Origin of the sequence: Achromobacter sp. Root565, from assembly GCF_001427425.1 — a bacterium.
GTDB lineage: Bacteria > Pseudomonadota > Gammaproteobacteria > Burkholderiales > Burkholderiaceae_B > Achromobacter > Achromobacter spanius_D.
The window spans coordinates 2,284,263-2,310,792 of record NZ_LMGO01000001.1 but is presented as its reverse complement, the minus strand read 5'-3'; the positions used below and the strand labels follow the sequence as shown (position 1 = coordinate 2,310,792).

Here is a 26,530-nt window from a genome sequence, read left to right as displayed (position 1 = left end):
GCGGTACGATCCCGGCTGACTTCGATTTTTCAGGAAAGCCATGCGCCAGAGTTCCCCCCGTCCTCGAATCGACAGCCTTTCCCGCGTGCTGCTGGCCGCGGCATTGACCGCCGCTGCCGCCAGCGCCGCGCAGGCGCAGTCGCCCGGATCGGCCACCGGATCGCGCGTCCAGACGCCCGCGCCGGAACAGCAGCAGCCCGCGCTCAAACCCAAGCGCAGTTTCGACGACACGCCCGCCCCGGCGGCGCCGGCCGCGGCCGGCGCCGCGGCACCGGCCGCCGCGCCTGCCCCGGCGCCCGCCGCCACTGCCGCGCCTGCCGCCACGGCTGCGCCCGCCGCGCCCGCAGCCACCGCAGCCGCACCGACGGTCATCGTCCCAACCGAACTCGACACCAAGGCCTGCATCGACAAGCTGCGCAAGGGCGCCACGGCCAACGGCCTGACCGTCGCCGACTGGGACAAGTACACGGCCAACGCCACGCTGCTGCCCACGACTGTGGCGTCGGCCAAGGGCCAGCCCGAGGGCCGCGAAAGCTGGTGGGATTACATCGCCAAGACGGTCGACGACGAGCGCGTGCAGGACGGCAAGGCCGTGCTGACCCAATACGGCAAGCAGCTTGGCGCCATCAGCCAGCAGTACCAGGTTGATCCCGCGACGCTGGTCGCCATCTTCGGCATCGAAACCAACTACGGCCGTCAGGTCGGCAAGACCGACGTGCTCAATGCCTGGCTGACGCGCGCCTGCACCGAGAACAAGCAACTCTGGGAAAAGAACGCCTACGCGTCCGTGCGCCTCCTGCGCGACGGCACCGTGCCAGCCGACAAGTTCGTCGGGTCCTGGAGCGGCGCGTTCGGCATGACGCAATTCATCCCGACCTCGTTCTACGAACTGGCCGCCGACGGCGATGGCGACGGCCGCATCGATCTTTACAACTCGCTGCCCGACGCGCTGGCCTCCACGGCGAACCACCTGCGCAAGCGGCGCGCACAGTGGACGCATGGGTTGCCCGCCGTGGTGGAAGTGCGGGTGCCGGCCGAGCTGGCCGCGGCGATTCCGCCCGAGCCCGACGCCGAGTACGTGGGATCCAAGGACCGCCGCACGATCGCCCAGTGGGCGCAGGCTGGTGTAAAGCAAGGAGATGGCTCGGTGTTGAAGCTGCCGTCGGGCAACGACCAGCAGGCGTATCTTTTTGCGCCGACCGGCGCGCGCGGACCGGTGTTCCTGGCCACGGTGAACTTCGACGCCATCCTGCACTACAACCAGTCGCGCCGCTACGGCCTGGCCGTGTCGCTGCTGCTGAACCGCCTGCAAGGCGGCCCGGCGCTGGTGACGGCGTGGCCGACCGACGATCCCGGTCTGTCGCGCGCGCAGATCAAGGAACTGCAGAAGCAGCTCTATGGCCGCGGCCATGACATCGGCGAGGCCGATGGCATCCCCGGCGGCAAGACGCGCGATGCGGTGCGGACCGAGCAGGCGCGCCTGAAGTTGCCGCAGGACGGTCGTGTGGGCAAGCGCATCCTGGACGCGCTGCTGGCCGATCAGCCGGTCGCCATGCGCGGCTATCCTGGGCAATAAGTCAGGCGCCGATCGCGGCAACCTCACCCCCCGAAATGCGGCGCGGGTGAGGGTTAGGCTGGAGTGTGCAAGGCGGCGCCGGCCGGTATGATCGGCAGGTCCGCCACCACACTCACAGCCATGCCGTCCGCCGAGTTTCCCGACGATTTCCAGACCCCGCGCCTGTGCGCGCGCCGGATGTCCCAGTCGCATCTGCCCTTCATGATCGAGATGCACGCCAATGCAGATCTGATGCAGTCCATGGGCGGCACGCGCGACGCGGCGGCCAGCCGTCGCTATGTGGCGCAGAACATCGTCCACTGGACCGAGCATGGGTACGGCATGTATGTGCTGGAAGACCGCGAGACGGGCCGGCCCGCCGGCCGCGCGGGCCTGAAAGTGTCGACATCGCCAGGGCGTGCGGGCGTCGAATTGGCCTATGCATTGCATCCCGATTGCTGGGGCAAGGGCTTTGCGCCGGAGATTTCGCGCGCGCTGATCGGCTTGGGGTTTCGTCTGCTGCCCGTGGACGTGCTGGGCGCCGTGGCGCTGCGCTCAAACCTGGCCTCGCAACGCGTCATGGAAAAGACGGGGCTGCGCTACGTCGGCATGACCGGCGACACGCCCGAGCCCAAGGTCTACTACGAAATCCGCCGCCTGGACTGGCGCAAACGGGAAGGCGTGTGAGGACGTGCACCGCGCTGGAGCGGGGCGCGCGGCGCTAACATGTCGCGATGAGCACGAAGAAACCGAGTCCCGCCGCAGCGTCCAACGACGACCCGCCGCCTGTTCCGCCCGAGCGTCCCGCGCCGGACGAATGCTGCAACAGCGGCTGCATCCCCTGCGTCTATGACATGTATGACGAAGCGATGGACCGCTACCGCGACGCCCTGAAGGCGTGGCGCGCGCGGCAGGAGCCGGACGGCCGGTAAGCGCCGTCGTTCAGCCGGCGAGCTTCATGTGGATAATGGGAAAGGGGCGCCCCGAGTCGTCGTAGGCCGAGCGGCCCACGTCTTCAAACCCATAGTGCTTGTAAAAGCCGTGCGCCTGCGGATTCTGCTCGTTCACATCCACCAGCAGCGTGCCGTGCAACGAACGCGCAAAATTCAGCAGGCGGCGGCCAGCCCCCTTGCCGCGTTTGTTGGCATCCACGAACAGCATCTCGACCTTGTTGCCGGTCAGGCCCATGAAGCCGGCCACTTCGCCGGCATCGTCCTCACAGACCCAGACCCTGACGGATGGCAGGTACGTGTTCAGCACCTGCGGGTACATGGCCTGGATTTCCTTTTCAGTCAGAAAAGTGTGTGTGGCGCGCACCGAACGGAGCCAGATGTCCACCAGGGCCAGATCGTCGCCGTGGTTGCGTTCTCGGATTTTCATTTTCTTATTGCTTGGGTGTCAGACACCGGTAAGCCGCTAAAGCCCAGCGCGATACAGATCCGTGGCCGCCAGGACAGTTTCCATCTGCACAGTATGCGCGAAAACAAATCGGTCTCCGTAGACCGTTTCATCCGGAAACTCCGAAATCAGCGCCATGGGCAGTTCCTCGCGGTCGGTCTCCGTGATCTGCACGGGGATGCCGTTGAGCACGTCAAAACCTTTTTCGAGCGCGTGCGCATGAAAGCGTTCCAGCTGCCGCGCGTTGAATTCCACCAGTCCCGGCACGTTGCTGGCGAGCCGCGCGGTGACGCCTTCGATCAGACGCCGTGCGCGGTCCGCCCAACCCGGATGATGGCGCAGGACCAGGAAGAAGCCCTTGGGTATGGTCCACAGCTCGAAGTGGCGCGGCAGGTAGCCCGACAGCGGGCGCGTCCATTCGTGGGCCGGATAGCCGTGCAGGTTGATATGCAGTTGCGCGCCGCTGATCGCATGCGCCTGGTGCCGGCCTTCACGTTCGAAGAACGGCGCGTGTTCGCGGTACGCGATGTCGTCGCCCAGCGCGCTGTAGCGCGACGCGTGCAGCATGTGGCGCGGATGCTGCTCGCGCAGCCGGTTAAAGAGCGCATAGCCGTCCGGATTCTCGGATGCGATCAATGCGAAATGCGCATCGCCTCGGGCGGCCAGCGCCTCGGCCGCGCGCAGGGCGCCCACGACACCAGAGGTCTCGTTGGCATGCTGCGCACCAGAAATGAAAACGGCCGGTCCGGGGCCGCGCACATAGGTGCCCAACACCGGACGGCCCTGGCGCGAAACGGCCTGAAAGGTGTCGCCGCCCAAGGCCGCCATGCAGCCGGCAATCTGCGCGGCCGGCAACGGTTCGCGGGCCTGCGCCAGCGGACCGGCGGGCGTCGCCGGCGTCACGGGTGCGACCGGCGCGAAGGGTTCCACCGAGATCTGCACGCGCGGCGCGCCATCGTGGCGGCGGATGTCGGGAATGATCTGGCCGGGTTGCAGGCCCCGGTCGCCGGACGGGCGGCCGGAGTGCTGCTGGAAGTGCTCCAGCAGCGAGAAATAGATGTCCTCGTGCAACGCCTCGAACGTGCTGACGATTTCCTCGTCCACGGGCAGCGCGAAGTCGATGCCGGGCAGGTCCACGCGAATTTCCAGCCGGTCGAAATACGGCTCGTGCGCGCCCCAGGTGTGGCTGCGCACGGTGTCCATGATGGCGCGAAACAGAAGCTGGTACTCGGTGGCTTGCGCGGCATCGGTCTGCACCGCGCCGCTGGCGTCCACGACGCGCAGCCAGCCGGTGGGCGATAGCTCCGGCGTGCCGTCCGGCGCGTGTCCAAGCTGGTTCGGCGCAAACACGCGAGTGTCGATGGTGCGGCCATCGGCATATGCCAGCCGCACGTCGTAGTGCAGGTCGGCGACCCCGGGCAGCATCGTCACGTGCACGTCTTTCAGCAACGCCACGAGCGGATAGGCCTCCAGCGTGAAGCGCTTGGCCTGCGCGTGTTCGTGCAGCGGATAGCGGATCTCGGCCGAGACCAGCCCGTCGGCCTCGACTTCTTCAAGGAAAAAGTGCACGAGCGGCTTGTAGGCGCTGCGAAAGCGCGCCGTCACGCCGGCCTGCTCCAGCCGGGCCTGCGCGGCGCGCCGGGCCTCCACGCTCTCGAACACCCAGCCTTCCACGACCGCGCCGCGCCAGGCCGGCGCCATGTAGGCGTGCGTCCAGGCGTCCAGCGTGCGATCGAAACTCTTGTCCAGCAACGACATACTCAACATTCCTTCCGGCCCGTGGGCTCGGATCGATTCTTCAGACCTTGCCGGTCGGATCCAGGCGGTCGCGCAGCCAGTCGCCCAGCAGGTTCAGGCCCAGCACCGTCAGCATGATGGCCAGGCCAGGAAAGACGCTGACCCACCAGGCCGTCTGCATGTACGTGCGGCCGTCGGCAAGCATACCGCCCCAGCTCGGGATCATGGGGTCCACGCCCAGGCCCAGAAAGGTCAGGCTGCTTTCCAGCAGGATGTTGTTGGCCACGTTCAGCGTCATCAGGATCACCAGCGGACCCAGCAGGTTGGGGACGATGTGATGGCGGATCATCGCCAGGTCGCGCACGCCGAAAGCGCGCGCGGCCAGCACGAACTCGCGCTCGCGCAGGGCCAGCACCTGAGCCCGCACCAGGCGAGCGTACTGCACCCATTGCGACACGATCATGAAGAAAATGACATTGAACAGCCCGCCGCCCAGGATGGCGATGAACGTGATCGCCACCAGGATGAAGGGCAGCGCCAGTTGCACGTCGGCAAAACGCATCACGATCATGTCCCAGAAGCCGCGGTAGTACCCGGCGATAAGACCCATGACGATGCCCAGCAGCGCGCCGCCCAGCACCGAGGCAAAGCCCACCAGCAGCGAGATCTTGCCGCCGACGATCACGCGCGCCAGCACGTCGCGGCCTAGCGGATCAGTACCGAAGGGATGGGCGGCCGACGAGAACGGCGCCATCAGGCGGGCGGCCAGGTCCATGGATTCGCCGCCGTCCGGAAACAGCCAGCCGGAAGTCAGCACGAGCAGGACCATGACGCCGGTCAAAAGCGCGCCCAGCACGAATTCCAGCGAGCGATAGCGGCTGCGCGGCTTCATGGCCTTCGGGGTGGCGGGGGAAGTGGTTGTCTGCATGATGCTCAACGCGTGCGGATACGGGGATCGACGATGCCGTAGGCGATGTCGACGATCAGGTTGACCAGGACGATGACGGTGGCCAGCACGGTGACCGTGCCTTGCAGAACCGGATAGTCGCGGCCGGAAATGGCGTCGAAGGCCAACGTGCCCAGGCCCGGCCAGTTGAAGACCATCTCGATCACCACGATGCCGCCGATCAGGCCGCCAAATTGCAGGCCCAGGTACGTGATCAGCGGAATGGCGCAATTGCGCAGCGCATGCTTGTACAGCACGATGCGCTCTTTCAGGCCCTTGCTGCGCGCCACCATGATGTATTGCGCGGACAGCGTCTCCAGCATCGTCGTGCGCACCAGCCGGATGTTGGTGGCGCTGAGAATGATCGCCATGGTCAGCGACGGCAGCACCAGGCTGGCCGGCCCGCTCCAGCCGGACGGCGGCAGCAGCGGGAAGGTGATCGACAGCAGCAGCACCAGCATCAGCGCCAGCCAGAAGTTGGGGAAAGACAGGCCCACCAGCGACAAAATGCGGATGGCCTGGTCGGTCGCCTTGCCGCGCTTGATCGCCGCCTGGATGCCCAGCGGCAGCGAAATCAGGATGGAAACAATCAGCGACGTGAACGCCAGCATCAGCGTCGCGGGCAGCGCATCGCCGATCAGCTTGGCGACCGGCGTGCCGCCCATGAAGCTGCGCCCAAAATCGCCATGCAACAAGCCCTGCATGTACGACAGGTACTGCTCGTGGAACGGCCGGTTCAACCCGAGCGCCTGCCGGATGTTGGCCAGGTCCTGTTCAGTCACGCTGCCCGAGCCCTGGCTGAGCATCAGCGCGGGGTCGCCGGTCAAGCGCACGGCATAAGAGACAAGCAGCGTCACGGCCACGATCACGAAGACGGCCTGCAACACGCGTTTGATGAGAAATCCGGTCATAAGGCGCCGCCCCGGCTTGCACCGTGGCGGGTCAGTAATGTTAAGACAGCAACAAGCATCGCCACTGCTTCATAAGAAAACGATCCCAGCGGGATGCCGCGGATCCGGGCTCTGCCGGTCCGCAGGCATGCCCCTGGGGGAAGCGCGAAGCGCTCGGGGGGGACTTACTCTATGGCGGTGTCAACGAAACGGAAGCGGATGTCGCCCGGGACCTCCAGGTTCTTCACGCGTTTGTTCACGCCCACGATCGTGTTCAGGCTGTACAGCGGCAATTCCAGCGCCTGATCGGCCACGTACGCGGCGATCTCCTGCAGCATCCCTTCGCGCTTCTTCACGTCATAGACCGTGCGCTGCGCTTCCAGCATGGCGTTCAGCTTGGGATCGTTGTCGTACGGATTCCACTTCTGGCCCGAGTGGTACATCAGGTACGCGGTGTTGTCGTAGTCGTACGTCCAGCCGCCCCACTGGTTCTGCCACATTTCGCCGGTCTTGCCGCCGGGGATGATGTCGTTGAGCAGCACACCGGTTTCATACGGCTTGATGGTGGCGCGCACGCCCACGCCCTGCAGGTAACCGGAAACGGCCTGCGCCACTTCGCGGAAGTTCGAATCGCTGCCGCGCACGTCGATCTGCACGGTGGCGCCCGGCTTCACGCCGGCGGCAGCCAGCAGCTTCTTGGCTTCGGCGGGGTTGAAGGGCAGGGGCTTTTGCTCGGGGTTGAAGCCGAACGACTGCGGGCCCTGGAAGCTGGCGATGGTCTTGGCCTGGCCCAACAGCAGTTGCTTGACGATGGCATCGCGATCAACCGCCATGATCAGCGCGCGGCGCACATCGCGGTGCTGCGTGATGCCGTTCTTGGTGTTGTAGCGCAGCGCGAAGGCCACCGGGCCGCCCGTGGAGATCACGTCGGCATTGCCGGACTTCTTCACCGTCTCGATCAGGCCCAGCGGGATCAGCGTGGCGATGTCGATGCGGCCGGCCTGCAGCTCGGCCACCTGCGTGCCGGGTTCGCCGATAAAGCGATACACGACCTTGTCCAGCTTCGGCTTGCCGCCCCAGTAGTCGTCGTTGCGCGCGAGCGTCACGTTGACCTTGGGTTGGTAGCTGTCGAACTTGAACGGGCCCGTGCCGACCGGGTGCGTGTTGAAGTTGTCTTCACCCTTCTCAGTGATGTACTTGGGCGGCACGATCATCGCGCCGTAGCCCGCCAGCTTGGTCAACAGCACCGGGTCCGGCTGCTTCAGGATGAAGTCCACCGTGTACTCGTCCACGACCTTGACCTCGCCGATCGAGTCGTAGTTCGACTTCTGCGGGCCCTTCGCGCCTTCCGCGCCCAGCAGGCGCTCGAAGGTGAACTTGACGGCTTCGGCGTTGAAGGGCTCGCCGTTATGGAACTTGACGCCCTCACGCAGCTTGAAGCGCAGGCGCTTGTTCTCGTCCAGATATTCCCAGCTGGTGGCAAGGCCCGGCTGCAGCTTCAGGTCCGCGCCGCGCATGGTCAGGCCGTCGTACAGGTTGCTGCCGACCGAGCCCCAGAAGGTCACGAACGTGTCGATCGGATCCCAGCTTCCCGGATCCTGGTTGATGGCCACGTTCAGCGTGCCGGCGGCGTGCGCCGTCGAAACGGGCAGCGCGGCGGCGAGGGCCAAGGTCAGCGCGGTGGCGGTAAAGGTGGTGCGTAGGAATTGCATGGTCGCCTCCAGGGACGGGAAATCGGGTCGGACCGACGGATGAAAGAGGTTCAGGCAGCGCGGGCGACCTGGTGGCCGGGCGCGAATTCGATGAGGGGAACGATGGCGGGCTCGTCGCCGACCCGGCGCACCGGGCTGGGGATCTCGCCCTCGATCAGGGACGTGTCGATGTGGCGGCCGGGCTCGGCCACCGGCACCGCCGCGAGCAGCTTGCGGGTGTAGGCATGCTGCGGGGATTCGAAGATCTGGCGGCGCGTGCCCAGTTCGACGATTTGGCCCAGGTACAGCACCGCGACGCGGTGGCTGACCTTTTCCACCACCGCCATGTCGTGCGTGATGAACAGATACGACAGCCCGCGGTCCTTCTGCAGGTCCATCAGCAGGTTCAGGATCTGCGCCTGGATCGACACATCCAGCGCCGACACGGATTCGTCCGCGATGATCAATTTTGGATTGCTGGCCAGCGCGCGCGCGATGCACACCCGCTGGCGCTGGCCGCCCGAGAATTCGTGCGGATAGCGCGTGGCGTGCTCGGGCTTCAAGCCCACCTGCTCCAGCAGCTCGCCCACGCGGCGCGCGATGGCGTCTTCACCCGTCAGCAGGCCGTGCGTGCGGATCGGTTCGGCGATGCTGAATGCCACGGTCTTGCGCGGATCCAGCGACGCATACGGATCCTGGAAGATGTACTGGATTTCCTGGCGCAGGCGCTGCCGGCCCGCGCTGTCCATCGAGAAAATGTCCTGCCCGTTGTAGCGCACCGCACCGGAAGTCGGCGCCACCAACTGCTGCAGGGTCTTGCCGATGGTGGACTTGCCGCTGCCCGATTCGCCCACCAGCGCCAGCGTCTCGCCGGGGTAGACGTCAAAGCTGACCTGCTCCACCGCATGTACGCGATGCGTGACGCGTCCAAACAGGTTGTGGCCCACGTCAAAGCGCGTGGTCAGTTTGTCCACGCGCAACACGGCCTCATCGTAGGTGGCCGTGTCCTGCTCGCGGGTCTCGCCCACTTCGCGCAGCGTGTCGCCTTCCAGCACCGTCTGCGGTGTGCGCAGCGGCAGGTCGCGGCCGGTCAGGCTGCCCAGCCGCGGCACGGCGGCCAGCAGCGCACGCGTATAGGGATGCTTGGGCGCGTTGAAGATCTCTTCCACGGTGCCTTGCTCAACCTTTTTTCCGCGCAGCATGACGACCACGTCGTCGGCCATCTCGGCCACCACGCCCATGTCGTGGGTGATGAAGATCACGGCTGTGCCCAGGTCACGCTGCAGCTCGCGGATGGTGTTCAGGATCTGCGCCTGGATGGTGACGTCCAGCGCCGTCGTCGGCTCGTCGGCAATCAACAGCCGCGGCTGGCACGACAGCGCCATCGCGATCATCACGCGCTGGCGCATGCCGCCCGACAACTGGTGCGGATAGCGGTCCAGCAGTTGTTCGGCGTCCGGCAGGCGCACCTTTTCCAGCAGCTTGCGCGCCGACTGGCGCGCCGCCGAGCGCGACAGCTGCTGGTGCAGCATGATGGCTTCGACGATCTGGTCGCCGATCGTGAACACCGGGTTCAGCGACGTCATCGGCTCCTGAAAGATCATTGCGATGTCGTTACCGCGGATCGCGCGCATCTGTTCGTCGCTGGCCTGCGTCAGATCCACTTCGCGATCGTCGCCATCACGGAACAGGATCTGCCCGGTCGAAATGCGTCCGCCGCTGTAGTCGGTCAGGCGCATGATCGCCATCGACGTGACGGACTTGCCAGATCCGGATTCGCCCACGATCGCCAGCGTGCGGCCGGGCCGCACGTCGAAATCCAGGTTGTCGACGGCGCGAAATCCGCCGGTGTCGGTATTGAAGTCGACCGAGACGCCGCGCACGGACAGCAGCGGGGCGGAAGAAGAAGCGGTGGTGCTAGACAACGTGGATTCTCACAGCGAGGTGGCGGCGCGGGCGGCCTGGTCGTACAGGCCCGAGAGGGCGCGCAGGGTGTTGGCCAACTGATGGCTGGCGTCGTCCGCGGCGGGGGAGTCGATGAACGGCTTGACGAGGCACTGCTCGCGCACTTCGGCGTAGCGCTGGATCGCGGCCGCGCCGGCGTCGGTGGTGGTGTAGATCACTTCCTTGCCGGTCTTGGCGCTTTGAACGACGCCCAGGCGCTCTAGCTTCTTGAGCGAATAGTTCACCAGGTGGGTGTCTTCGACATTCAGGGTGAAGCAGATGTCCGCCAGTTTCTTGCCCCGGCCCCGATGGAACACATGGTTGAGCACCAGGATGTCCAGCGACGTCAGTTCGGGCAGTCCCGCGCAGGCCATGCAACGCACCATCCAGCGATTGAACGCATGCGACGCGATGATCAGGCCGAACTCGACCTCGGACAGCTCAGGGGCGGACGAGGCGAGGTGGGAAGACGAAACGATGGCGTCCCGGACGGATACAGGCATGGGTGAGTCAGGCAAGGGGACGGATCGGCGACAAAACGTTGGCGAATTATTGACGATTTGTAGATATGCCGGCATCCGGGATAACCCGGGCCATGTTTTCAGAGTTATCTGATTTGTGCCGCCCGGCCTGCGTTTTACAAATGCGGCTGATGCAATTGCGGGGGCGCCTGATCGAAGTCCATTTATTACGAACCCAAATTCCGTCCTTAAGAAATATCAATAAAAGACGGCAATGCGATTCAAAAGAACAACAACATGCCGCAAAGCGCACGAATTTAGTAAAGAAGCAATAGATATATATTGTAATAAATAGTATTGAACGGCAAAATCACCCCCCAATCGATCAAAGGGAGACGACGCACGGCGGCTGGCCGTAAGCGTCCAGGCGTATGAGCGGATCGCATCACTTTCACGGAGCATGGTTGATTTGGGCGGCGCTTGGCGCCGGGGCGGGCATCAGTTCGGCGTGGGCGCAACCGGCGTCCGAAGCCGCGCAGCGCGCAACCGAAATCCAGCGCCGGCAGGAGCAGGAGATCGACGCCCAGCGCGCCCGGGCGGCGGAGCGTCCCGATGTGCTGTCAGCGCCATCCGCGGATTCCAAGCGAGGGTTCGCGCTGCCGGCCGAAACGCCCTGCTTCGTGCTGCGGGAAGTGATCTGGGAGGGCGCCGAGCCGCCGGAACTCCTTTCGCGCGCCACCGCCGTGGTGCTCGGGGAATGCGTGGGCGGCCGCGGGCTGCGCGCGCTGCAGGAACATCTGATCGGCTTGCTGATCGACGACGGTCTGGTCACCGCGCGCGTCGTCGTGCCCGAGCAGTCGCTTGCGGCCGGGACATTGACGCTGCGTTACCTGCCGGGCCGCATTTCCGCCGTTCAAAGCCAGGATGGCATCGGGTGGTGGCGCACGGCGCTGCCCACCGGACCGGGCGGCGAACTGAATCAGCGCGACCTGGACCAGGCGCTCGAGAACATCCGCCGTCTGGGCAGCCAGGCCGACGCCGCCATCGATATCGCGCCGGGCCCCGAACTGGGCGACTCCGACATCCTCATCAAGCCCGGCACCGGCAAGCGCTGGCACGGCTATCTGGGCGGCGACAACGGCGGCATGGACACGGTCGGCAAATACCAGATCAACGCCGGCCTGACGCTGGATTCCCCGGTCTTCCTGTACGACCAGTTGTCGGTCTCGTGGAACAGCAACGCGCATTGGCGCGACGCCGACTCCAACACGCGCGCCGCGTCCATCAATTACAGCCTGCCGTTTGGTTACTGGACCGTCTTCGCGGGCGCCAGCAAATCCACTTACCGCCAGACAGTCGCCGGCTTCGACGAGCCCATCGTCTACGGCGGCACCACCAAGCAGATCCAGGCGGGCGTATCGGTCGTGCCGTACCGCGGCACCGCCTACAAGGGCAACCTGTCGTTCACCATGCTGCGCAAGCGCACCGACAGCACCCTGAACGACGTGGCCATCGACGTTCAGCGCCGCGACGTCACCGGCTACGAAATCGGCTACGGGCACCGCCACTACGTCGGCCGCGCGGTCCTCGACATCGGCGGCGGCGTTCGCGGCACGCTGCCGCAGTTCTCCGATCAGCCTGGCTACGTCTACGGCGATCCCGACTGGAACGGGCGCAGCACCATCGTCACCGCCAATGCGGGGCTGTACCTGCCGTTCCAGATCGCCGAACAATCGTTTGCCTATCAGGCCAACTGGCAGATCCAGCACGCCAAGACAGCCGTCGTGCCCGCCGACTACTTCACGATCGGAAACCGCTACGCCGTGCGCGGCTTCGACGGCCAGATGACGCTCGCCGCCGAAGATGGCTGGACGCTGCGCAACGACCTGTCATTCAACCTGGACGCCCTGACCGGTCTTCCCGGCCAGCAGCTCTACACCGGCATCGATGTCGGCCGCGTGGGCGGCCCGTCCGCCGCGTATCTGTCCGGCCGCACGCTGGTCGGCGCCGTCGCAGGAATGCGAGGCCGCCTGTCGATCCCGTATGTCAACGCCAGCTACGACCTTTCCGCCGGCTGGCCGCTCAAAAAGCCCGAATCGCTCAAAACCGCATCGACCGTCTTCGCGATGGCCGTGATGTTCGAGTTCTAAATCCGCTGTTCCCCGTCAGGTGCGCATGATGTCCAAGCTTCGTTCGTTGATTGTCTGGTCCATCGTCTTCACGCAAGTCTGGACGCCCGTGCTGGCGCAGACGCTGCCGATTTCCGTGGACAAGAGCGTGCCCGGCCAGAAGCCGATCGTGGGCGTCAGCAACGGCGTGCCCGTCGTGAACATCGCGCCGCCGTCTGCAGGCGGAGTCTCCAACAACCGCTACACGCAATTCAACGTGGGGCCGTCTGGCGTGGTGCTGAACAACAGCGGCGGCGCCAGCCAGACGCAGTTGGCCGGCCAGGTGGCCGGCAACGTCATGCTGGGCAACCAGCGCGCCACCACCATTCTCAACCAGGTCACTGCGCCCAATCCGTCGCAACTGATGGGTACGCTCGAAGTCGCCGGAAACCGGGCCAACGTCATCGTCGCCAACCCGGCAGGCATCACCTGCAACGGCTGCGGCTTTCTGAACGCGGACCGCGCCACGCTGACCACCGGCCGCCCGCAGGTCGGCCCTGACGGCAACATCGCGCTGGACGTCGCAGGCGGCAAGCTGCGCATTGAAGGCGAGGGGCTGAATGGAACCGCCACCAGCCAGGTCGACCTGATCGCCCGGACGCTGGAAATCAACGCCGGCGTTTGGGCCGACCGGCTCAACGTCACGGCGGGCGCCGCGCGCGTGGACTACGCGACGGGCAATGCGACGGCCCGCGCGGGCGAAGGCCCGGCCCCCGTCGTGGCGCTGGACACTGCGGCGCTGGGCGGCATGTACGCCAACAGCATCCGGCTGATCGGCACCGAGGCCGGCGTCGGCGTTAACGTGGGCGGCAATCTGGTCGCGCTGACCGGCGACCTGGAGGTCAGCGCATCGGGCGATGTTCGCATCGCACCCGGCGCCGCCGTGCAGGCCGCGCGCGATCTGCGGCTGGCGTCCGGACGTGACGTGGCGATTGACGGCGCGGCGCAGGCCGCGGGTAACGTGGCGCTGGTGGCGGGTCGCAACGCTGCAATCGCCGGTGTGGTGGGCGCGGGCGGTTCCGGTGATGTGAGTGCGGCAGGCGATGTGAAGGTGGCCGCGCAGGGCGCATTGCAGACGCAGGGCGTGCTGCGTGTCGCGGCGGGGCAGGATTTGACGCTGGGCGGCTCGCTGTTGATGGGCGGGCAGGATGTGCGGATTGAGTCCGGCCGCACGATGCGCATTGGCGGCGATAAGACGCCGGGTGGCACGCCGCCGGATGGTGGATCCGGTACGGGAGGCGCAAGCAATTCGGGCGGCTCCGGCTCGAATGGTTCAAGTGCGGGCGGTTCCAATGCCGACGGTTCGAATGCAAGCGCTGGGGGCGGCGCGGGTGCGCAAGGCGGCGCGGCGCAGCCCGGCTCGGCATCCAGCGGTCTGGTCACCGCGAAGGGCGCCATTGCATTGAAGGCAGGGCGTGACGTCGTGCTGCCTGGCCAGGTTACCGCCGCGGGCGCGTTGCACGCGCAGGCAGCCGGCGATCTGACCGCCGGCGCGACCGCGCAACTGCAATCGGGCGGAGCTGCCCAAATCCGCGCCGGAGCGGATCTGAACTTGGGCGGCCTCGTCGGCGCACGCGGCGATGTGTCGCTGATGGCAGGGCGCGACGCACGCGTGACGGGCAAGGGATCGTCCACCGGCCGCATGGCCATCGACGCCACGCGCGACCTGCGCATGGACGCGCCCGCACAGTGGGACGGCGAACGCTCGGTTGCCGCGAAGGCGGGCCGCGACCTCGCGCTGGCCGGCACGCTACGTGCCAACGGCGACACCACGCTCACGGCGGGCGAGAAACTGGCGGTGGACGGCACGGTCTCGGCCGCGTCCGGCGGCATGAAACTCTCCGCAAGCGGCGACGTATCCATTGGTTCAAAGGCTCGGGTGGCAGCTGCCGGTAACGTTGGCCTGACCGCGGGCGGTGACCTGCAAAGCACGGGCGAGGTCACGTCCCTGAAGGACCTGTCGCTGCAGGCGGCGCGCAATATCCAGCTTGACGGCGCAACCCTCGCCACCGGCAATCTGCAGATGCACGCGGGAGAGACCTTGACGGCGTCTGCCGCATCGCGGCTTCAAGCGGACGGCTCGGCGACGGCCGTTGCCAGCGACGCATCGCTCGCCGGCGCCTTCATCGCAGGGCAGTCGGCGCAGATCAATACGCAAGGCAACCTGCGCGTGGACGGCACCGTGCTGGCCGACGCCGGTACGTTGAAAGCCGTCAGTGGCGGCGACATGACGCTCGGCAAGGACAGCGTCCTGCAGTCCGCGCAACAACTCGATGGCCAGGCCGGCGGCAAGCTGATCGCAAACGGCACCGTGTCTGGAGAAACCGACATCCAGCTTTCCGCTGGAACCGAGGCCCAACTGAACGGCAAGACGGTCGCCAACGGCACGCTTCGCGCCGAAGCGGGCGGCGACCTGACGGTGGGTCAGGACGGACTGGCGCAGGGCAGCGCGAATCTGCATCTGGGCGCGGGCCAGGACCTGCGCGTCGCGGGTACGGCCGGTACCGCGCAATCCGCGGTGGGCGCAAGCGGCTTGCTGCGGGCCGAGGCGGGCCGCGATCTCTTTGTGACCGGTATCGTCACGGCGGGAACACCCGCTAGTCTCGCGGCTCAGCGCGACCTGGGCGTTGACGGCACCGTCGCGGCGCTGGCGGGTAGCCTGACGGCCGACGCGGGCGGACAGCTGCGCGTCGGCACAAGCGGCCGCATGCAGGCCGCACAGGACTTGACTGCCCAATCCGGCGGCGACCTGGTGTCCGACGGCGCCATCGTCGCGGGCGGCGGCCTGACGCTTGCGGCGATCGGCGACGCCCGCTTGGGCGGCACCACCGCAGCATTGGGCGAGGCCGGCGTGGGCAACCTGCTGCTCTCCGGCCGCGATGTGACCGTCAAGCAGGGCGGGCAGGTGCAGGCCGCAGGCACCTTCACAGCGCAAGCCCAACGCGACCTCGCCGCTGCCGGCGCACTGGCGTCGGTCGGCGACATGATGCTGGCCGCGGCGCGCGATGCGCACGTGGAGGGCACGGCGGCCAGCGACGCGAACCTCACGCTCACCGGCCGTAACGTCGCCGTCGGCGCAGCAGGCTTGGCGCAAGCCGCCGGCACGCTCACGTCCACCGCGCAAGGCACGCTGCTTGCGGCCGGCAGCATGCTCGCCGGCGTCGCGCAGACGCTCACCGCCGACGATGGCATGAACATCAACGGCACCGTCGCCGCACTGCAAGGCGACCTAACGCTCAACACGCTGCGTGGCGACCTCGTGATGGGGGCCGCGTCGAACCAACAGGCAGGCGCAGCGTTGACCGCCACTGCGGGCGGCGCCTTGAAGGCGATGGGTTCCGCTGCCGCCGGTCAGGGCATGACGCTGCGCGCGGGCACCGATGCCACGCTCGGCGGCATCGCCGCCACCCAGACCGGCAACGTCATCGTGGACGCCGAGGGTGTGCTGACCACAACGGCCGACGGCCGCATCCAGTCCGCCGCCAACATCGACCTCCAATCCGGCGGTCTGCTGCACAACGCAGGCGTCGTGTCGGCGGCCGACGCCGCCAATCTGGTGTCAGACACCGGTCTGAACAATGCCGGCTCCGTGCTCGCGGGCGGCGACGTCAACGCCACGGCGTCCGGCGCGCTCACCAACAGCGGCCGCGTCATCGCTGGCGTCGGCGAAGACGGCACGCTCAGCCTGCCTGGCAGCGTCAAACTCACTGCCGCCTTCATCACCCACCCCGGGATCAGCGCGGCCGGCTCGGACATGACGCTGGCGGCAGGCGGCATGGACCTGTCCAGCGGCAACATGTCATCCATCGGCAAGCTCGCGCTCACGTCGCCGGGAGACATCACCACGCGCAACGCGGTGCTGCACGGCGGTGGCCTCGACATCGACGCCGTCAACCTGCGCAACCAAGGCGGCAAGCTGACGTCCGCGGGCGACGCCACGCTGAAACTGGGCGGTGAACTCGACAACACCAACGGACTGATCGCCGCTGCCGGTGACACCCGCATCGACGCCGTGCGCATCGGCAATGCCCGGGGCACGCTGGCAGGTTCGGACGTAACGCTGGTTGCCACCGGCGCTGTCAACAATCAAGGCGGTCTGATCCAGGCCGACGACACCCTGACCCTGAACGCCGCCAGCCTGGACAACAGCGCCACGCTGACCGCAGCCGGATCGCCGCCCAAAGGCGTGCTCGCCAAAACCGCCACCATCGTGGCCGGCGGCATCAACAACCAGGGCGGCTCCCTCAGCGCCAGCCAGGACCTGACGCTCGACACCGGCGAACTGGACAACACCGGCGGCGAAATCGCAGCCGGGCGCTACGCGACGGTCAAGGCAGCGGTGCTGAAGAACGCCCAGGGCAAGGTAATGGCGGGCGAACGCCTTGCCGTCACGATCCAGGCGCTGCAAGGACTGGGCCTGCTGCAATCCGCGCAGGATCTCTCGTTCACCTACACCGGTTCGCTCAACCAGACCGGCGACATCGCCGCGGGTCGCGACCTGACGATGTCGGTGGGCGGCAACATGGACAACAGCGCCACCGTCAGCGCCGGCCGCGACCTGTCCATCACGGCCAACTCGCTCAACAACCGGGCCAGCGGCGAACTGCTGGCCGGGCGCAACAACACCATCAACGTCACGAATGGCCTGATCAACTCGGGCCTCATCGACGGCGGCTCGACCCACATCAACGCGCGCCGCGTCGACAACTTCGGCCGCATTTATGGCAACACCATCGCCATCCGCGCCGGAGAGTTGGTCAACGGATCGGGGCCGGGAGGCGGCGCGGTGATTGCGTCGCGTGGTGATCTGGATGTTGGCGTGGGTTCGCTGGTGAACCGTGAGCATGGGTTGATCTATGCCGGCGCGGATCTGCGCATCGGGAATGCGCTTGATGCGACGGGCAAGGCTGTCGGACAGGCTGCGTCGCTCGTCAATGCGGGGGCGACGATCGAGGCGGCGGGGAACGCGGTTATTTCCGCGGCTTCGCTGCAGAACATCAATACGAACTACGCCAGCGAGATTGTGCCGGTTCAGAAGGTTCCCAAACTGTACGTGACGCCGGCGGGCACGACCGACATGTACGACATGGCGACCAACTGGTTCTGCGACGAGGTCACGCCCATGTGCGGGAAGGAGCCCGCCTGGCTAGATGACGATCCCGAGCGGCGATTTCTACGCCCGTCGGACAGGTATCCCGCATCGCGATATGGGCCGCCGTTTGACTACGTTGAGAACAGGAAAGGCCGTGCAGGTGAAACTGCGCCCATTCCGATCACGCATATCGTCGAGCGGGAAGTGTGCTCGGGTGGCGATAACGGCGGAGACTGCTGGATCATTCCGGAGTCGTTTGTCTACAGTAACGACGCCCGAATCTGGGCGATCTTCGACGTCATTCCGCCGTCCGAGCCGATGCCGGTTTGGCGGCCCCCCGAGCGCGAGTGCTACAGCACTCAAGCATGTGCCGCTGAAGCGGCGCGGCGTCAGGCGTATGAAGATGCCTATGCGGCGTTTCGAGCTCCGCATCTCGAACTGGACCAGCGCATCCGCGAATTCAACGCCGACTTCGACAATCGCCTGGTTGGCACCTTCACCTACTATCAGGTCGAAGAAACGATCACGGAGACTCGCACGATCGCATCGGATCCCGGCAAGATCCTGTCCGGCGGCGCGATGACGCTAGTTGGCACCGTCACGAACGATAAGAGCCAGATCGCGGCGGGTGGCACGTTGTCAGTTAGCGGCCCCGCGATCAACAATATCGGCGCCGGCGGCCAGCGCGTTATCACACGCATCGGCACCGCCACCGTTACTCAGGCCCGCGATAGCGACCGCAAGGAATACTCCGAAGCCTACAACCGCACCCTCGCCGCCGAATCCATCGAGTTGCCCGTCGGCACCTCCGGCGGCAACCTGTCGGTTTCCCTCAGCGGCGCGGCGCCCGGCGCCAACGGCGCCACCGCAACCGGCCCGGTCCTGATCGCCAGCCTCGGCTTGCCCGGCGGCAACGTCGTGCGCACCGTCTCCAACCCGGCCACGATCCCCGACAGCCAACTCTTCGCCGTCAATGGCACGCCCGACGCACCCTACGTCGTCGCCACCGACCCGCGCTTCATCGGCAATCGCGAGTCCGTCTCCAGCGATTACCTGTTCGGTCTTCTGCAACAGCCCGGCGCACCCGTCGGCAACGCGGGCGCATCCGGCGCCATCAAAACCGGCCTGGGTAGCGCGCCCGGCGGCCTGAACGCCCTGATCCCCCCCGGCGCCAAATTCCCGACACCGTCCGGCCAACCCCGCCGCCTGGGCGACGGCTTTTACGAACAAAAACTCGTCGCCGACCAGATCCTGGCTACCACCGGCCAACGCTTCCTCGAAGGCTTCGGCGACAACGACAGCCAGTACAAGCAACTGCTCGCTAACGGCGCGCAGTTCGCCCTGAACAACGGCATCAAGCTCGGCGCCGCGCTCACCGAAGCCCAGCAACGCCAGCTCACCACCGATCTCGTCTGGCTGGTCGAGCAGACCATCACGCTCCCCGATGGCACGACCGAAACCGTGCTGGTCCCGCAGGTTTACCTCCTGGTGCGCGAAGGCGACCTGAAGGGCGACGGCACCCTCATGGCTGGCAGCGATGTCAAACTCGCCGCCGACGGCGACATCACCAACAGCGGCACCATCGGCGCACGTGACGCCACCGTCATGACCGCCGCCAACATCGTCAACCAGGCTGGCGGCCGGATCCAAGGCGCCATCGTCGACCTCGCTGCGCGCGAAGATTTGACCAACCTGGTCTCGCTCATCAAGGGCGACAACGTCGCCCTGTCGGCAGGCCGCGACATCGCGCTTACGTCCACCTCCGCCTCGGAGAACAACGGCGCCACCTGGGGTTCGTACGTCTCGGGCGTGTCCCGCGTCGACGCCGGCAACCTCAACATGCAGGCCGGCCGCGACATCGACCTGACGGCAGCACAAGTCACGGCCACGGAAGACGCGCGCCTGCAAGCAGGCCGCGACATCAACCTGGCCACGCTGCAGGAAAGCCACGGAGAATCCCTGGTCCGCAACAAGAAGAACCGTCACGACCTGAGCACCAGCTCGGAAGTCGGTTCGTCTATCGCGGCAGACGGCAATCTCACGTTGATCGCAGGGCAGGACGTCAATGCTCGCGCCGCAGACGTCGCGGCGGGTGAACAGTTGGGCGTCGCCGCAGGCCGCGATATCAACATCGGTGCGGGAGAGGCCTCGGCCTACGCTCGTGATGAGATGTATTACAAGACCCGGGGCTTTCTCTCCAGCAAGAGCACACACACAGCAGATTCACAGGCGTGGACACAAGCGCAGGGATCGACCTTCAGCGGCGACTCGGCAGTGTTTCAGGCAGGCAGAGACTTTTCGCTTAATGCCTCGCAAGTCCTCACCAGTAATGACCTAGTCGTCGACGCCGGCCGCGATCTGTCGGTAACGGCTGGGACAAACACCTATGGGGAGAGCCATTACGAGCGGGTAAAGAAAAGCGGCTTCTCAACCGGTGGACTTGGTATTTCGTACAAGAGCAGCGACGCCAAATCCCTGCAGACCGTGGACGGGATGACGCAAAGCGACGCGCGGAGTCTATTGGGCGCGACGGGCGGCAACGTCATCATCACTGGAGGGCGGGATGTCCTGATCGCAGGCAGCGATGTGGTAGCGGGCAAGGCCGCAGGCGACACCCTTGGCAACACCGGCAACATCGATATCCAGGGAGGAAATGTCGCCATCGTCGCGGGGCGCGACGTCGAGAAGACCCACAGCGAATACTCTGTCAAGGAAAGCGGCTTTGGCGTGGCTGTCGTTGGGACGGTGGTGGACACCGTCAAAAATCTATCCAACGCCGGCTCCGTCAAATCCAAAGGTCACGAGCTTGCTCACAGCGGGGCCACGACGCCCGGCGTGTCATTCTCGTACAGCAGCAGCAAGAGCAGTGGATCGTTCGACTCGCATAGCCAGGTCAGCAGCGGCTCGTCCTTGAGCGCAGCCGGCGACATCGTGGTGCGCGCGACCGGCAGCGGCGTACGCGACGCCTCCGGACGAGCGCAGGATGGCGACGTCGTGATCTCCGGGTCTAGCCTGCGCGCCCAGGGCGGTGTCGTACTCGATGCCCAACGCGACATCGCCGTTGTTGGCTCAGACAACCGCCAGACCCAGACCAGCGAAGAGTCCAGTAAGAGCACCAGCTTCTCGTTTGGAAGCATGAGCCTGGGAGACATCGGTCGGGCTGTTGACGGTGGTCCCAACGCCAGCGGCGTCAAGATCTTCCCCTACGGCAGTCAATCGGCGCAATCCGATGAGCTGTCTTCAGGCACGTGGCAAACGTCGTCGCTCATCACGGGCAACACAGTCCACCTGAACAGCCGTGACGGCGACATACGCATCGCCGGATCCGCCATTGACGCCATTAACAACGTGGGTCTTTTGGCTAATCGCGGATCGATCGTCATCGACACGGGCAGCGCGACGCGCGACCACAGCAGCAGCTACAGCAATAAGACGGTGGGTGATCTGGGGCGTGAGGGCAGCGGCTTTTCCGTGGGGGTACGCAGCAGTAGCGGCAGCCTGAATGAGCGCAGCAGCACGCCGAGCGCAGCCGGCAGCACCGTCACCAGCCATCTGGGTGATGTCTCGATTGTCGCCATGGACGACGTACTGGTGCGTGGAAGCGATATCCGTGCAGGCCGCGACCTCCTCATGGCCGGCCAGTCAGTCGCCATCGAAGGCAGTTACGACACCAGCGTCTATCGCCAGTTCCAGGAGACCAGCCAGATCGGCGTAACGATCAGCGCTAGCAACCCTGTTGTCAGCGCCGTGCAAAGCACCAACCGCATGCGCGAGGCGGCCCAGGAGACCAACAATGGCCGCCTGCAGGCCATCGCAGCCGTGGCGGCCGGTTTGGCCGCCAAGAATGCCTATGACGCGGTGGCGAAAGATCCCGCCAAGGTCGGCGGGATCAACATCAACGTCGACTTCGGTGCCAGCAGCGCCAGCCAGACCAGCAGCGGCCAAAGCAGTACCGCAAGCGGCGCGGCCATTTCCGCTGGCCGCGACATGACGATCATCGCCGCCGGCAAGGGCGATCAGTCTGACATCATCGTGTCCGGGTCTGACCTTGCCGCGGGCCGCAATATGGTGCTGGATGCGCAAGGCGACATCCTGCTTACCGCTCAACAGAACACCGCCAGCCAAAGGACCGACGGCAAAAGCACAAGCGCCAGCATTGGTGTGGGCTTTTCGATCGGGGGAACCCAAAACGGCGTCAGCATCAACCTGGGCGCGGGTGGCAGCAAGAACAAGAGCAATGGCGAGGATGTGACGTGGAACAACACGCACGTGCAAGCCGGCAACGTACTGACCATGAACTCCGGCGGCGACACGGTTCTGCGCGGCGCGCAAGCGACCGGCGACCGGATTCTGGCCACGGTGGGCGGCGACCTCGTTATCGAAAGCCTGCAGGACATCAGCAACTACACGGCGCGCGACCGCAGCGTGGGCGTGCAGGTAAGCCTGTGCATCCCTCCCATCTGCTACGGCGCCAGCTCGGTCAGCGGCAACTATGGCAACACCAAGATCAACAGCGAATACGCCAGCGTCACGGAGCAGTCAGGTCTGTGGGCGGGCGACGGCGGCTTCCAGCTCGATGTCGCCAAGAATACCGGCCTGATTGGTGGCGTCATTGCCAGCAGCGACAAAGCGGTCGCTGATGGCAAGAACGTCCTGATCACCGGCACCCTCACCAGCCGCGATGTTGAAAACCGCGCCAGCTACGAAGGCCAGTCCATTCAGCTGGGCGGCGGCGTGAGCTTTGGCGGCGGCAAGGAAGGTGGCAAAGACAAGAGCAACATCGGCACCGATGGCAAGGGCGAGGTCGCTGGCGGAACCAAGGCCACGCCGAATTCAAACCTGCCCAGTTCGAACGGCGTGAGCATGGGTGTGCCGGTGGTGGCGGGAGCCAGAGGAGAAGCTAGTTCCACTACGCTCAGTGGCATCAGCGGCGGCACGATTGTCATCCGAGACGAAACGGGGCAGAAAGCGCTGACGGGGCAGACGGTGGCCGAAGTGATCGCGGGGTTGAACCGAGACACCAAGGACACGCTGAACAGTCTGGATCCGATATTTGACGAGAAGGAGATTCGGGCGGGGTTTGAGATCGTTGGGGAAGCTAGCCGGCAGGTTGGGCAGTTTTTGTCGAATCGGGCGGCTGAAAAGCAGGCAGCCGAGAAGGCCATCTCCGAAGCAATGAAGAGCGGCAAGGCAAACGACGCTGCCCACATCGCCGCGCTTATGGACCAGTTGCAGGATGCACAAGACTGGAGCGTTGGTGGCAAGTATGGGCTGATCTTGTTGGCATTGTCGGGAGCGAGCAGTGCAAATGTGACGGGCTCGACCAGCGCATTCGTGCAGTCGGCTGCAGTCAATTATCTCCAGGGTATGGCGGCATTACAGGCGAAACAGATCGCCGATTTGTTGGGCACGGGAAAAGACGCGGAAGCTGCGCGTGTGGCACTTCACAGTATCTTGGGATGTGCGGGTGCGGCAGGAAAGGGGGAAGCCTGCGCATCTGGCGCATTGGGCGCCGGAGCGGGCAGCATCCTGAACAGTCTCATGGGGGCGGCGGAGGGGCTCACGCCCGAGCAAGTTGAAGCTCGGCGCAATTTGGTCACCAGCTTAGTCGCGGGTATAGCGACAGCAGCAGGCGTTGATGCAGCAACGGCCGGGATGGCCGCCACGCTGGAGACATCACAGAACTGGGGGCAATTTGCATACCCGGTAGCAGCTGCTGCCGCAGCTAAGTGCGCAACTATGACCAGTTGCCAGCGAGTCGTCACTGTGGTCTCGGAGAGGACGGCAACTCTTTGGATGCAAACGAAGGATGGCGTCACATATGTGGCCTCCGCAGCGATAACGGGAATTGCCGCCGGAGCTTTGGGTCCTTGGGCCGCAGAACTGGTGAGCGACATTGCTGGGAAGGATGCGGCGCTGCCTGGTAAATCGGGGGACGTGGTGTATGTGAATGCCCTGCCTCCCTCCGTAGGCGATGAGGGGAGGTATGGTCCCGAAATTCCCGTGGTGCCTGGTCGGCCCGTTGAGCCAATCGCGGTGCCGGGACAGGAGAATAATGGGCCCATAGGCGGAACTACTATCAGCTCCCCTCTGCCGGATGAGGAGGGGCCGGTTTTAATTTATAGCCAGGGCTTGCCGCCAGGAAAACTATCCGATGTGCCGATTTATAATCCGTCCGGGGCAGCGCGCGCGGCCGAGCATAGTGGAAACTGGTCCAGTGGATCGCTGAAAGAAACAGTGCGTAACGTGGCGGGCGAAAATCCAAAAGTAGAATATACAACCTCCGGAAAAACTGTTTTCACAAATGCAATGACAGGCGCTTCAGTGGTCTTAGATAATGCAGGTAATTATTATCGTGTGCAGAATTCGGCTGGGCAGTATTTGGATCAGAATGGCAATGCCATTCCGCACAATGTTCCGTTGGTTGGAGTAGATAAAACTACGCAGACCGGTATTCCATCAGGTGTGAGGAATGGTTTGACTCATTTTAAAAATTCTGATTAAGTGAAATAGGTGGTGACGCACATGAGGATGCAACGATCGTTCTTCTGGGTGGAAGGTTGTGACGCGAAATTGACGCTCTCCGGATTGGTTTCCGAATGGCTGTTCTCGTCAGGATTCTGGAAAAATATTAATGCCATCCAAGGCACTATTTTTGATCAGTATGAAGAAGACGAAGTTGATGTTTCTACACTGGAGGTGGTGATCTGTGCTCTCGAAAAGCATATCTCAGTCCTTCGTGCTCTCCCTGCAAAGAATGTGGAATTTGTGAGTGGCTGGACGGAGGGCCGCGTAGCTATACAGTCTTGTGTGTCTAAAGACGTTGCATTGTCAGAGTTGATCGATCTTCGAGCTTTTTTGATTAAGGCTGTCGCCAATAAATCAAAGATGATTTTCTCGCTTTAAGGCAGAGGGATGCGGCGAGCGGCGACGGGTGAGCAGCGTCCGCATTGGAGGCGGTTGGAATGAATAGTTTGTTGACAACGGCGGAAGCCTTTCGCGCAATGCTGATATTCGTGGATCGCTACTACAAGAGGGGTGGTCGCCAAAGCGAAGATATCGCCACTCTTTTGAGCGGTATCTCGCCCACTATATGGGCCGACGGAAACACTAATGATCCAGCTCAGTGGGGCGATTGGTTAGCCGCTGTTGAGGCTTCAAAAAATCACCACCTTGCCGAAGACACATACCAGATATCGCTGCGCGAATTTTCCAATCGAGGTCCTTCTAAGGCAGCGCAGAACATTGCAGCAAGCATTGCGAACAAGTTGGCGCGAACCATGCTGAAGCGGTGTACTGAAAAGTACCCGTATCAGTGCGAAAAGTTTGGGGAGATGTGCTTTGCTGAGCCCAGAGATGCGTACGGTAAGTAAAGCGAAATTCTAGTATGTTAGTAAGTTTTCTCAGGGGACATCTCTCAAGGATGTTTCTAGCTATGTAGACAGCGCGCTGAGATATGGGAAAGTCTCTCCCAATGGTCCCGGAGGTTATGTTATCGAGTACAACGCAGGAAAGGTCATAGGGACTAATTCCACAGGTGTCCCAACCTCCACAATTAAGGTTAATGTTCGTGGTGGGGTGATTCAGACGGCGTTTCCATTCTAATTAGGGAGATAATCATGGCTAACGGTAGGTCTCTAATGGAGCAATTCATCGCTCAGGAATTGAACGCTAGTGTGCGCTCTGTTTTGAATGGGGCGCTTGACGAAAGGGCACGCTCGGATGACGTTTTGCTCAGGGAGTTTGAATTTAATTGTTTTGACGTTGTTCTTGATTTCGAGAGAGGGGTAGTTAGGTTGCAGGATGCGCTGTCGTCAGGTGTTGAAAGCTGTACTGAGTTGCCATTACCGGACTTTATTTTTGCATGTGGTTTGCACTTGTTGAAAACGTAGATAAATAGGCCTGGCATGAACGCCCTAACTCGCCACAACCAGCGTCTGGCTGGTTGTGGGATGACAGTGGATCGCCTGGGCGGGTGGACGCGCAGGCCGTGCCAGATTTGGCGCTGCGCGCGTAGACAATGAAAATTGCGTCGGAGACTGTTGGGGCAAAAGGTAATTATGTTACGAAGGCCTTGACTGTTGTTACCCAAAAGCAGTTGGATAAAAATTCAATCATGGATCTGATTTTGGCGTGATTGGACGAAAGCTGGACCAACACCAACGTCACCGCGGACAACGTCCTGGCGATTCAGTCCGGTGACGACACCACGCTTAAAGGCGCCTCCGGCAAGTCCGACCCAATCATTGCGTCGGTCGGCGGCAATCTGTTGCTCGAGAGCTTGCAGGACAGCAGCAAATACGACTCCAAGAACAAGAGCGCTCGTAAGCTCCCCCTTCAGGTAGGCATCGGCCGGTAGAATTTCGGAGCCTCCCTGAGTCGGAGAATCCCTTGAAGAAAAGCAGATTCACAGAGAGCCAGATTGTTGGCGTGTTGAAGGAGGGCGAAGCCGGCATGCCGGTCGCCGAACTGTGCCGCAAACACGGCATCAGCAACGCTATGTACTACCTGTGGAAGAGCAAGTACTCGGGGGTTCAGGTGTCCGAGTTGTAGCGGCTAGGTGAGCTGGAGGCTGAGAATGCCGAGCTCAAACGCATGTTTGCAGACTTGGCGCTGGAGAATGCAGCGATCAAGGCGTTCTAAACCGA

At 64.2% G+C, this 26,530-nt stretch carries 15 protein-coding genes and 1 pseudogene; 9 read left to right on the top strand and 7 right to left on the bottom strand.

Annotated features, from left to right (window positions below; translation table 11 throughout):
- Positions 1-40: 40 nt before the first annotated feature.
- The 3 genes from ASD71_RS10305 to ASD71_RS10295 all read left to right on the top strand — a co-directional run bounded on the left by ASD71_RS10305 (position 41) and on the right by ASD71_RS10295 (position 2,487).
- On the top strand, positions 41-1,576 hold the full coding sequence (locus tag ASD71_RS10305) for a lytic murein transglycosylase (RefSeq protein ID WP_056562883.1): 1,536 nt from the start codon (positions 41-43) through the stop codon (positions 1,574-1,576).
- Positions 1,577-1,663: 87 nt separating this feature from the next.
- Positions 1,664-2,242, top strand: coding sequence for a GNAT family N-acetyltransferase (locus tag ASD71_RS10300; protein WP_369818949.1), 579 nt, complete (start codon positions 1,664-1,666; stop codon positions 2,240-2,242).
- Between the two features lie 47 nt (positions 2,243-2,289).
- Complete coding sequence (locus ASD71_RS10295; RefSeq protein WP_056562880.1) at positions 2,290-2,487, top strand: oxidoreductase-like domain-containing protein; 198 nt, start codon at positions 2,290-2,292, stop codon at positions 2,485-2,487.
- Positions 2,488-2,497: 10 nt separating this feature from the next.
- On the opposite strand, the gene ASD71_RS10290 is transcribed toward ASD71_RS10295, so the two are convergent.
- The 7 genes from ASD71_RS10290 to ASD71_RS10260 form a co-directional block, all read right to left on the bottom strand.
- Positions 2,498-2,935, bottom strand: a complete 438-nt coding sequence (locus ASD71_RS10290; RefSeq protein WP_056562877.1) for an acetyltransferase — start codon at positions 2,933-2,935, stop codon at positions 2,498-2,500.
- Positions 2,936-2,971: 36 nt separating this feature from the next.
- Positions 2,972-4,711: a peptidase M14 gene (locus ASD71_RS10285; RefSeq protein WP_056562874.1), complete on the bottom strand. Its 1,740-nt coding sequence runs from the start codon at positions 4,709-4,711 to the stop codon at positions 2,972-2,974.
- 40 nt (positions 4,712-4,751) lie between these two features.
- Positions 4,752-5,618: an ABC transporter permease gene (locus tag ASD71_RS10280; RefSeq protein WP_056566737.1), complete on the bottom strand. Its 867-nt coding sequence runs from the start codon at positions 5,616-5,618 to the stop codon at positions 4,752-4,754.
- 5 nt (positions 5,619-5,623) lie between these two features.
- Positions 5,624-6,547 carry an ABC transporter permease gene (locus tag ASD71_RS10275; protein WP_056562871.1) on the bottom strand — a complete coding sequence of 308 codons (924 nt, stop codon included), beginning with the start codon at positions 6,545-6,547 and terminating at the stop codon, positions 5,624-5,626.
- 164 nt (positions 6,548-6,711) lie between these two features.
- Positions 6,712-8,238 (bottom strand): ABC transporter substrate-binding protein, encoded by a 1,527-nt coding sequence (locus ASD71_RS10270; RefSeq protein WP_056562868.1) that lies wholly within the window; start codon positions 8,236-8,238, stop codon positions 6,712-6,714.
- Positions 8,239-8,288: 50 nt separating this feature from the next.
- Entirely contained in the window at positions 8,289-10,142 is a 1,854-nt protein-coding gene (locus tag ASD71_RS10265; RefSeq protein ID WP_056562865.1) for a dipeptide ABC transporter ATP-binding protein, read from the bottom strand.
- Positions 10,143-10,151: 9 nt separating this feature from the next.
- Entirely contained in the window at positions 10,152-10,664 is a 513-nt protein-coding gene (locus ASD71_RS10260) for a winged helix DNA-binding protein (protein ID WP_054415947.1), read from the bottom strand.
- Between the two features lie 389 nt (positions 10,665-11,053).
- On the opposite strand from ASD71_RS10260, the gene ASD71_RS10255 reads away from it, so the two are divergent.
- From ASD71_RS10255 to ASD71_RS10240, 6 genes and pseudogenes are all read left to right on the top strand, one after another.
- Positions 11,054-12,772, top strand: coding sequence for a ShlB/FhaC/HecB family hemolysin secretion/activation protein (locus ASD71_RS10255; RefSeq protein ID WP_056562862.1), 1,719 nt, complete (start codon positions 11,054-11,056; stop codon positions 12,770-12,772).
- A 28-nt stretch (positions 12,773-12,800) separates the two neighbouring features.
- Complete coding sequence (locus ASD71_RS10250; RefSeq protein ID WP_162253555.1) at positions 12,801-24,386, top strand: hemagglutinin repeat-containing protein; 11,586 nt, start codon at positions 12,801-12,803, stop codon at positions 24,384-24,386.
- Between the two features lie 27 nt (positions 24,387-24,413).
- Positions 24,414-24,788, top strand: a complete 375-nt coding sequence (locus ASD71_RS27960; RefSeq protein WP_156395117.1) for a hypothetical protein — start codon at positions 24,414-24,416, stop codon at positions 24,786-24,788.
- 59 nt (positions 24,789-24,847) lie between these two features.
- Entirely contained in the window at positions 24,848-25,255 is a 408-nt protein-coding gene (locus tag ASD71_RS27955; protein ID WP_156395116.1) for a hypothetical protein, read from the top strand.
- A 764-nt stretch (positions 25,256-26,019) separates the two neighbouring features.
- On the top strand, positions 26,020-26,241 hold the full coding sequence (locus ASD71_RS10245) for a hemagglutinin repeat-containing protein (RefSeq protein WP_056562857.1): 222 nt from the start codon (positions 26,020-26,022) through the stop codon (positions 26,239-26,241).
- Positions 26,242-26,273: 32 nt separating this feature from the next.
- A pseudogene (locus ASD71_RS10240) lies at positions 26,274-26,516 on the top strand (transposase); the annotation flags it as partial.
- Positions 26,517-26,530: the final 14 nt, after the last annotated feature.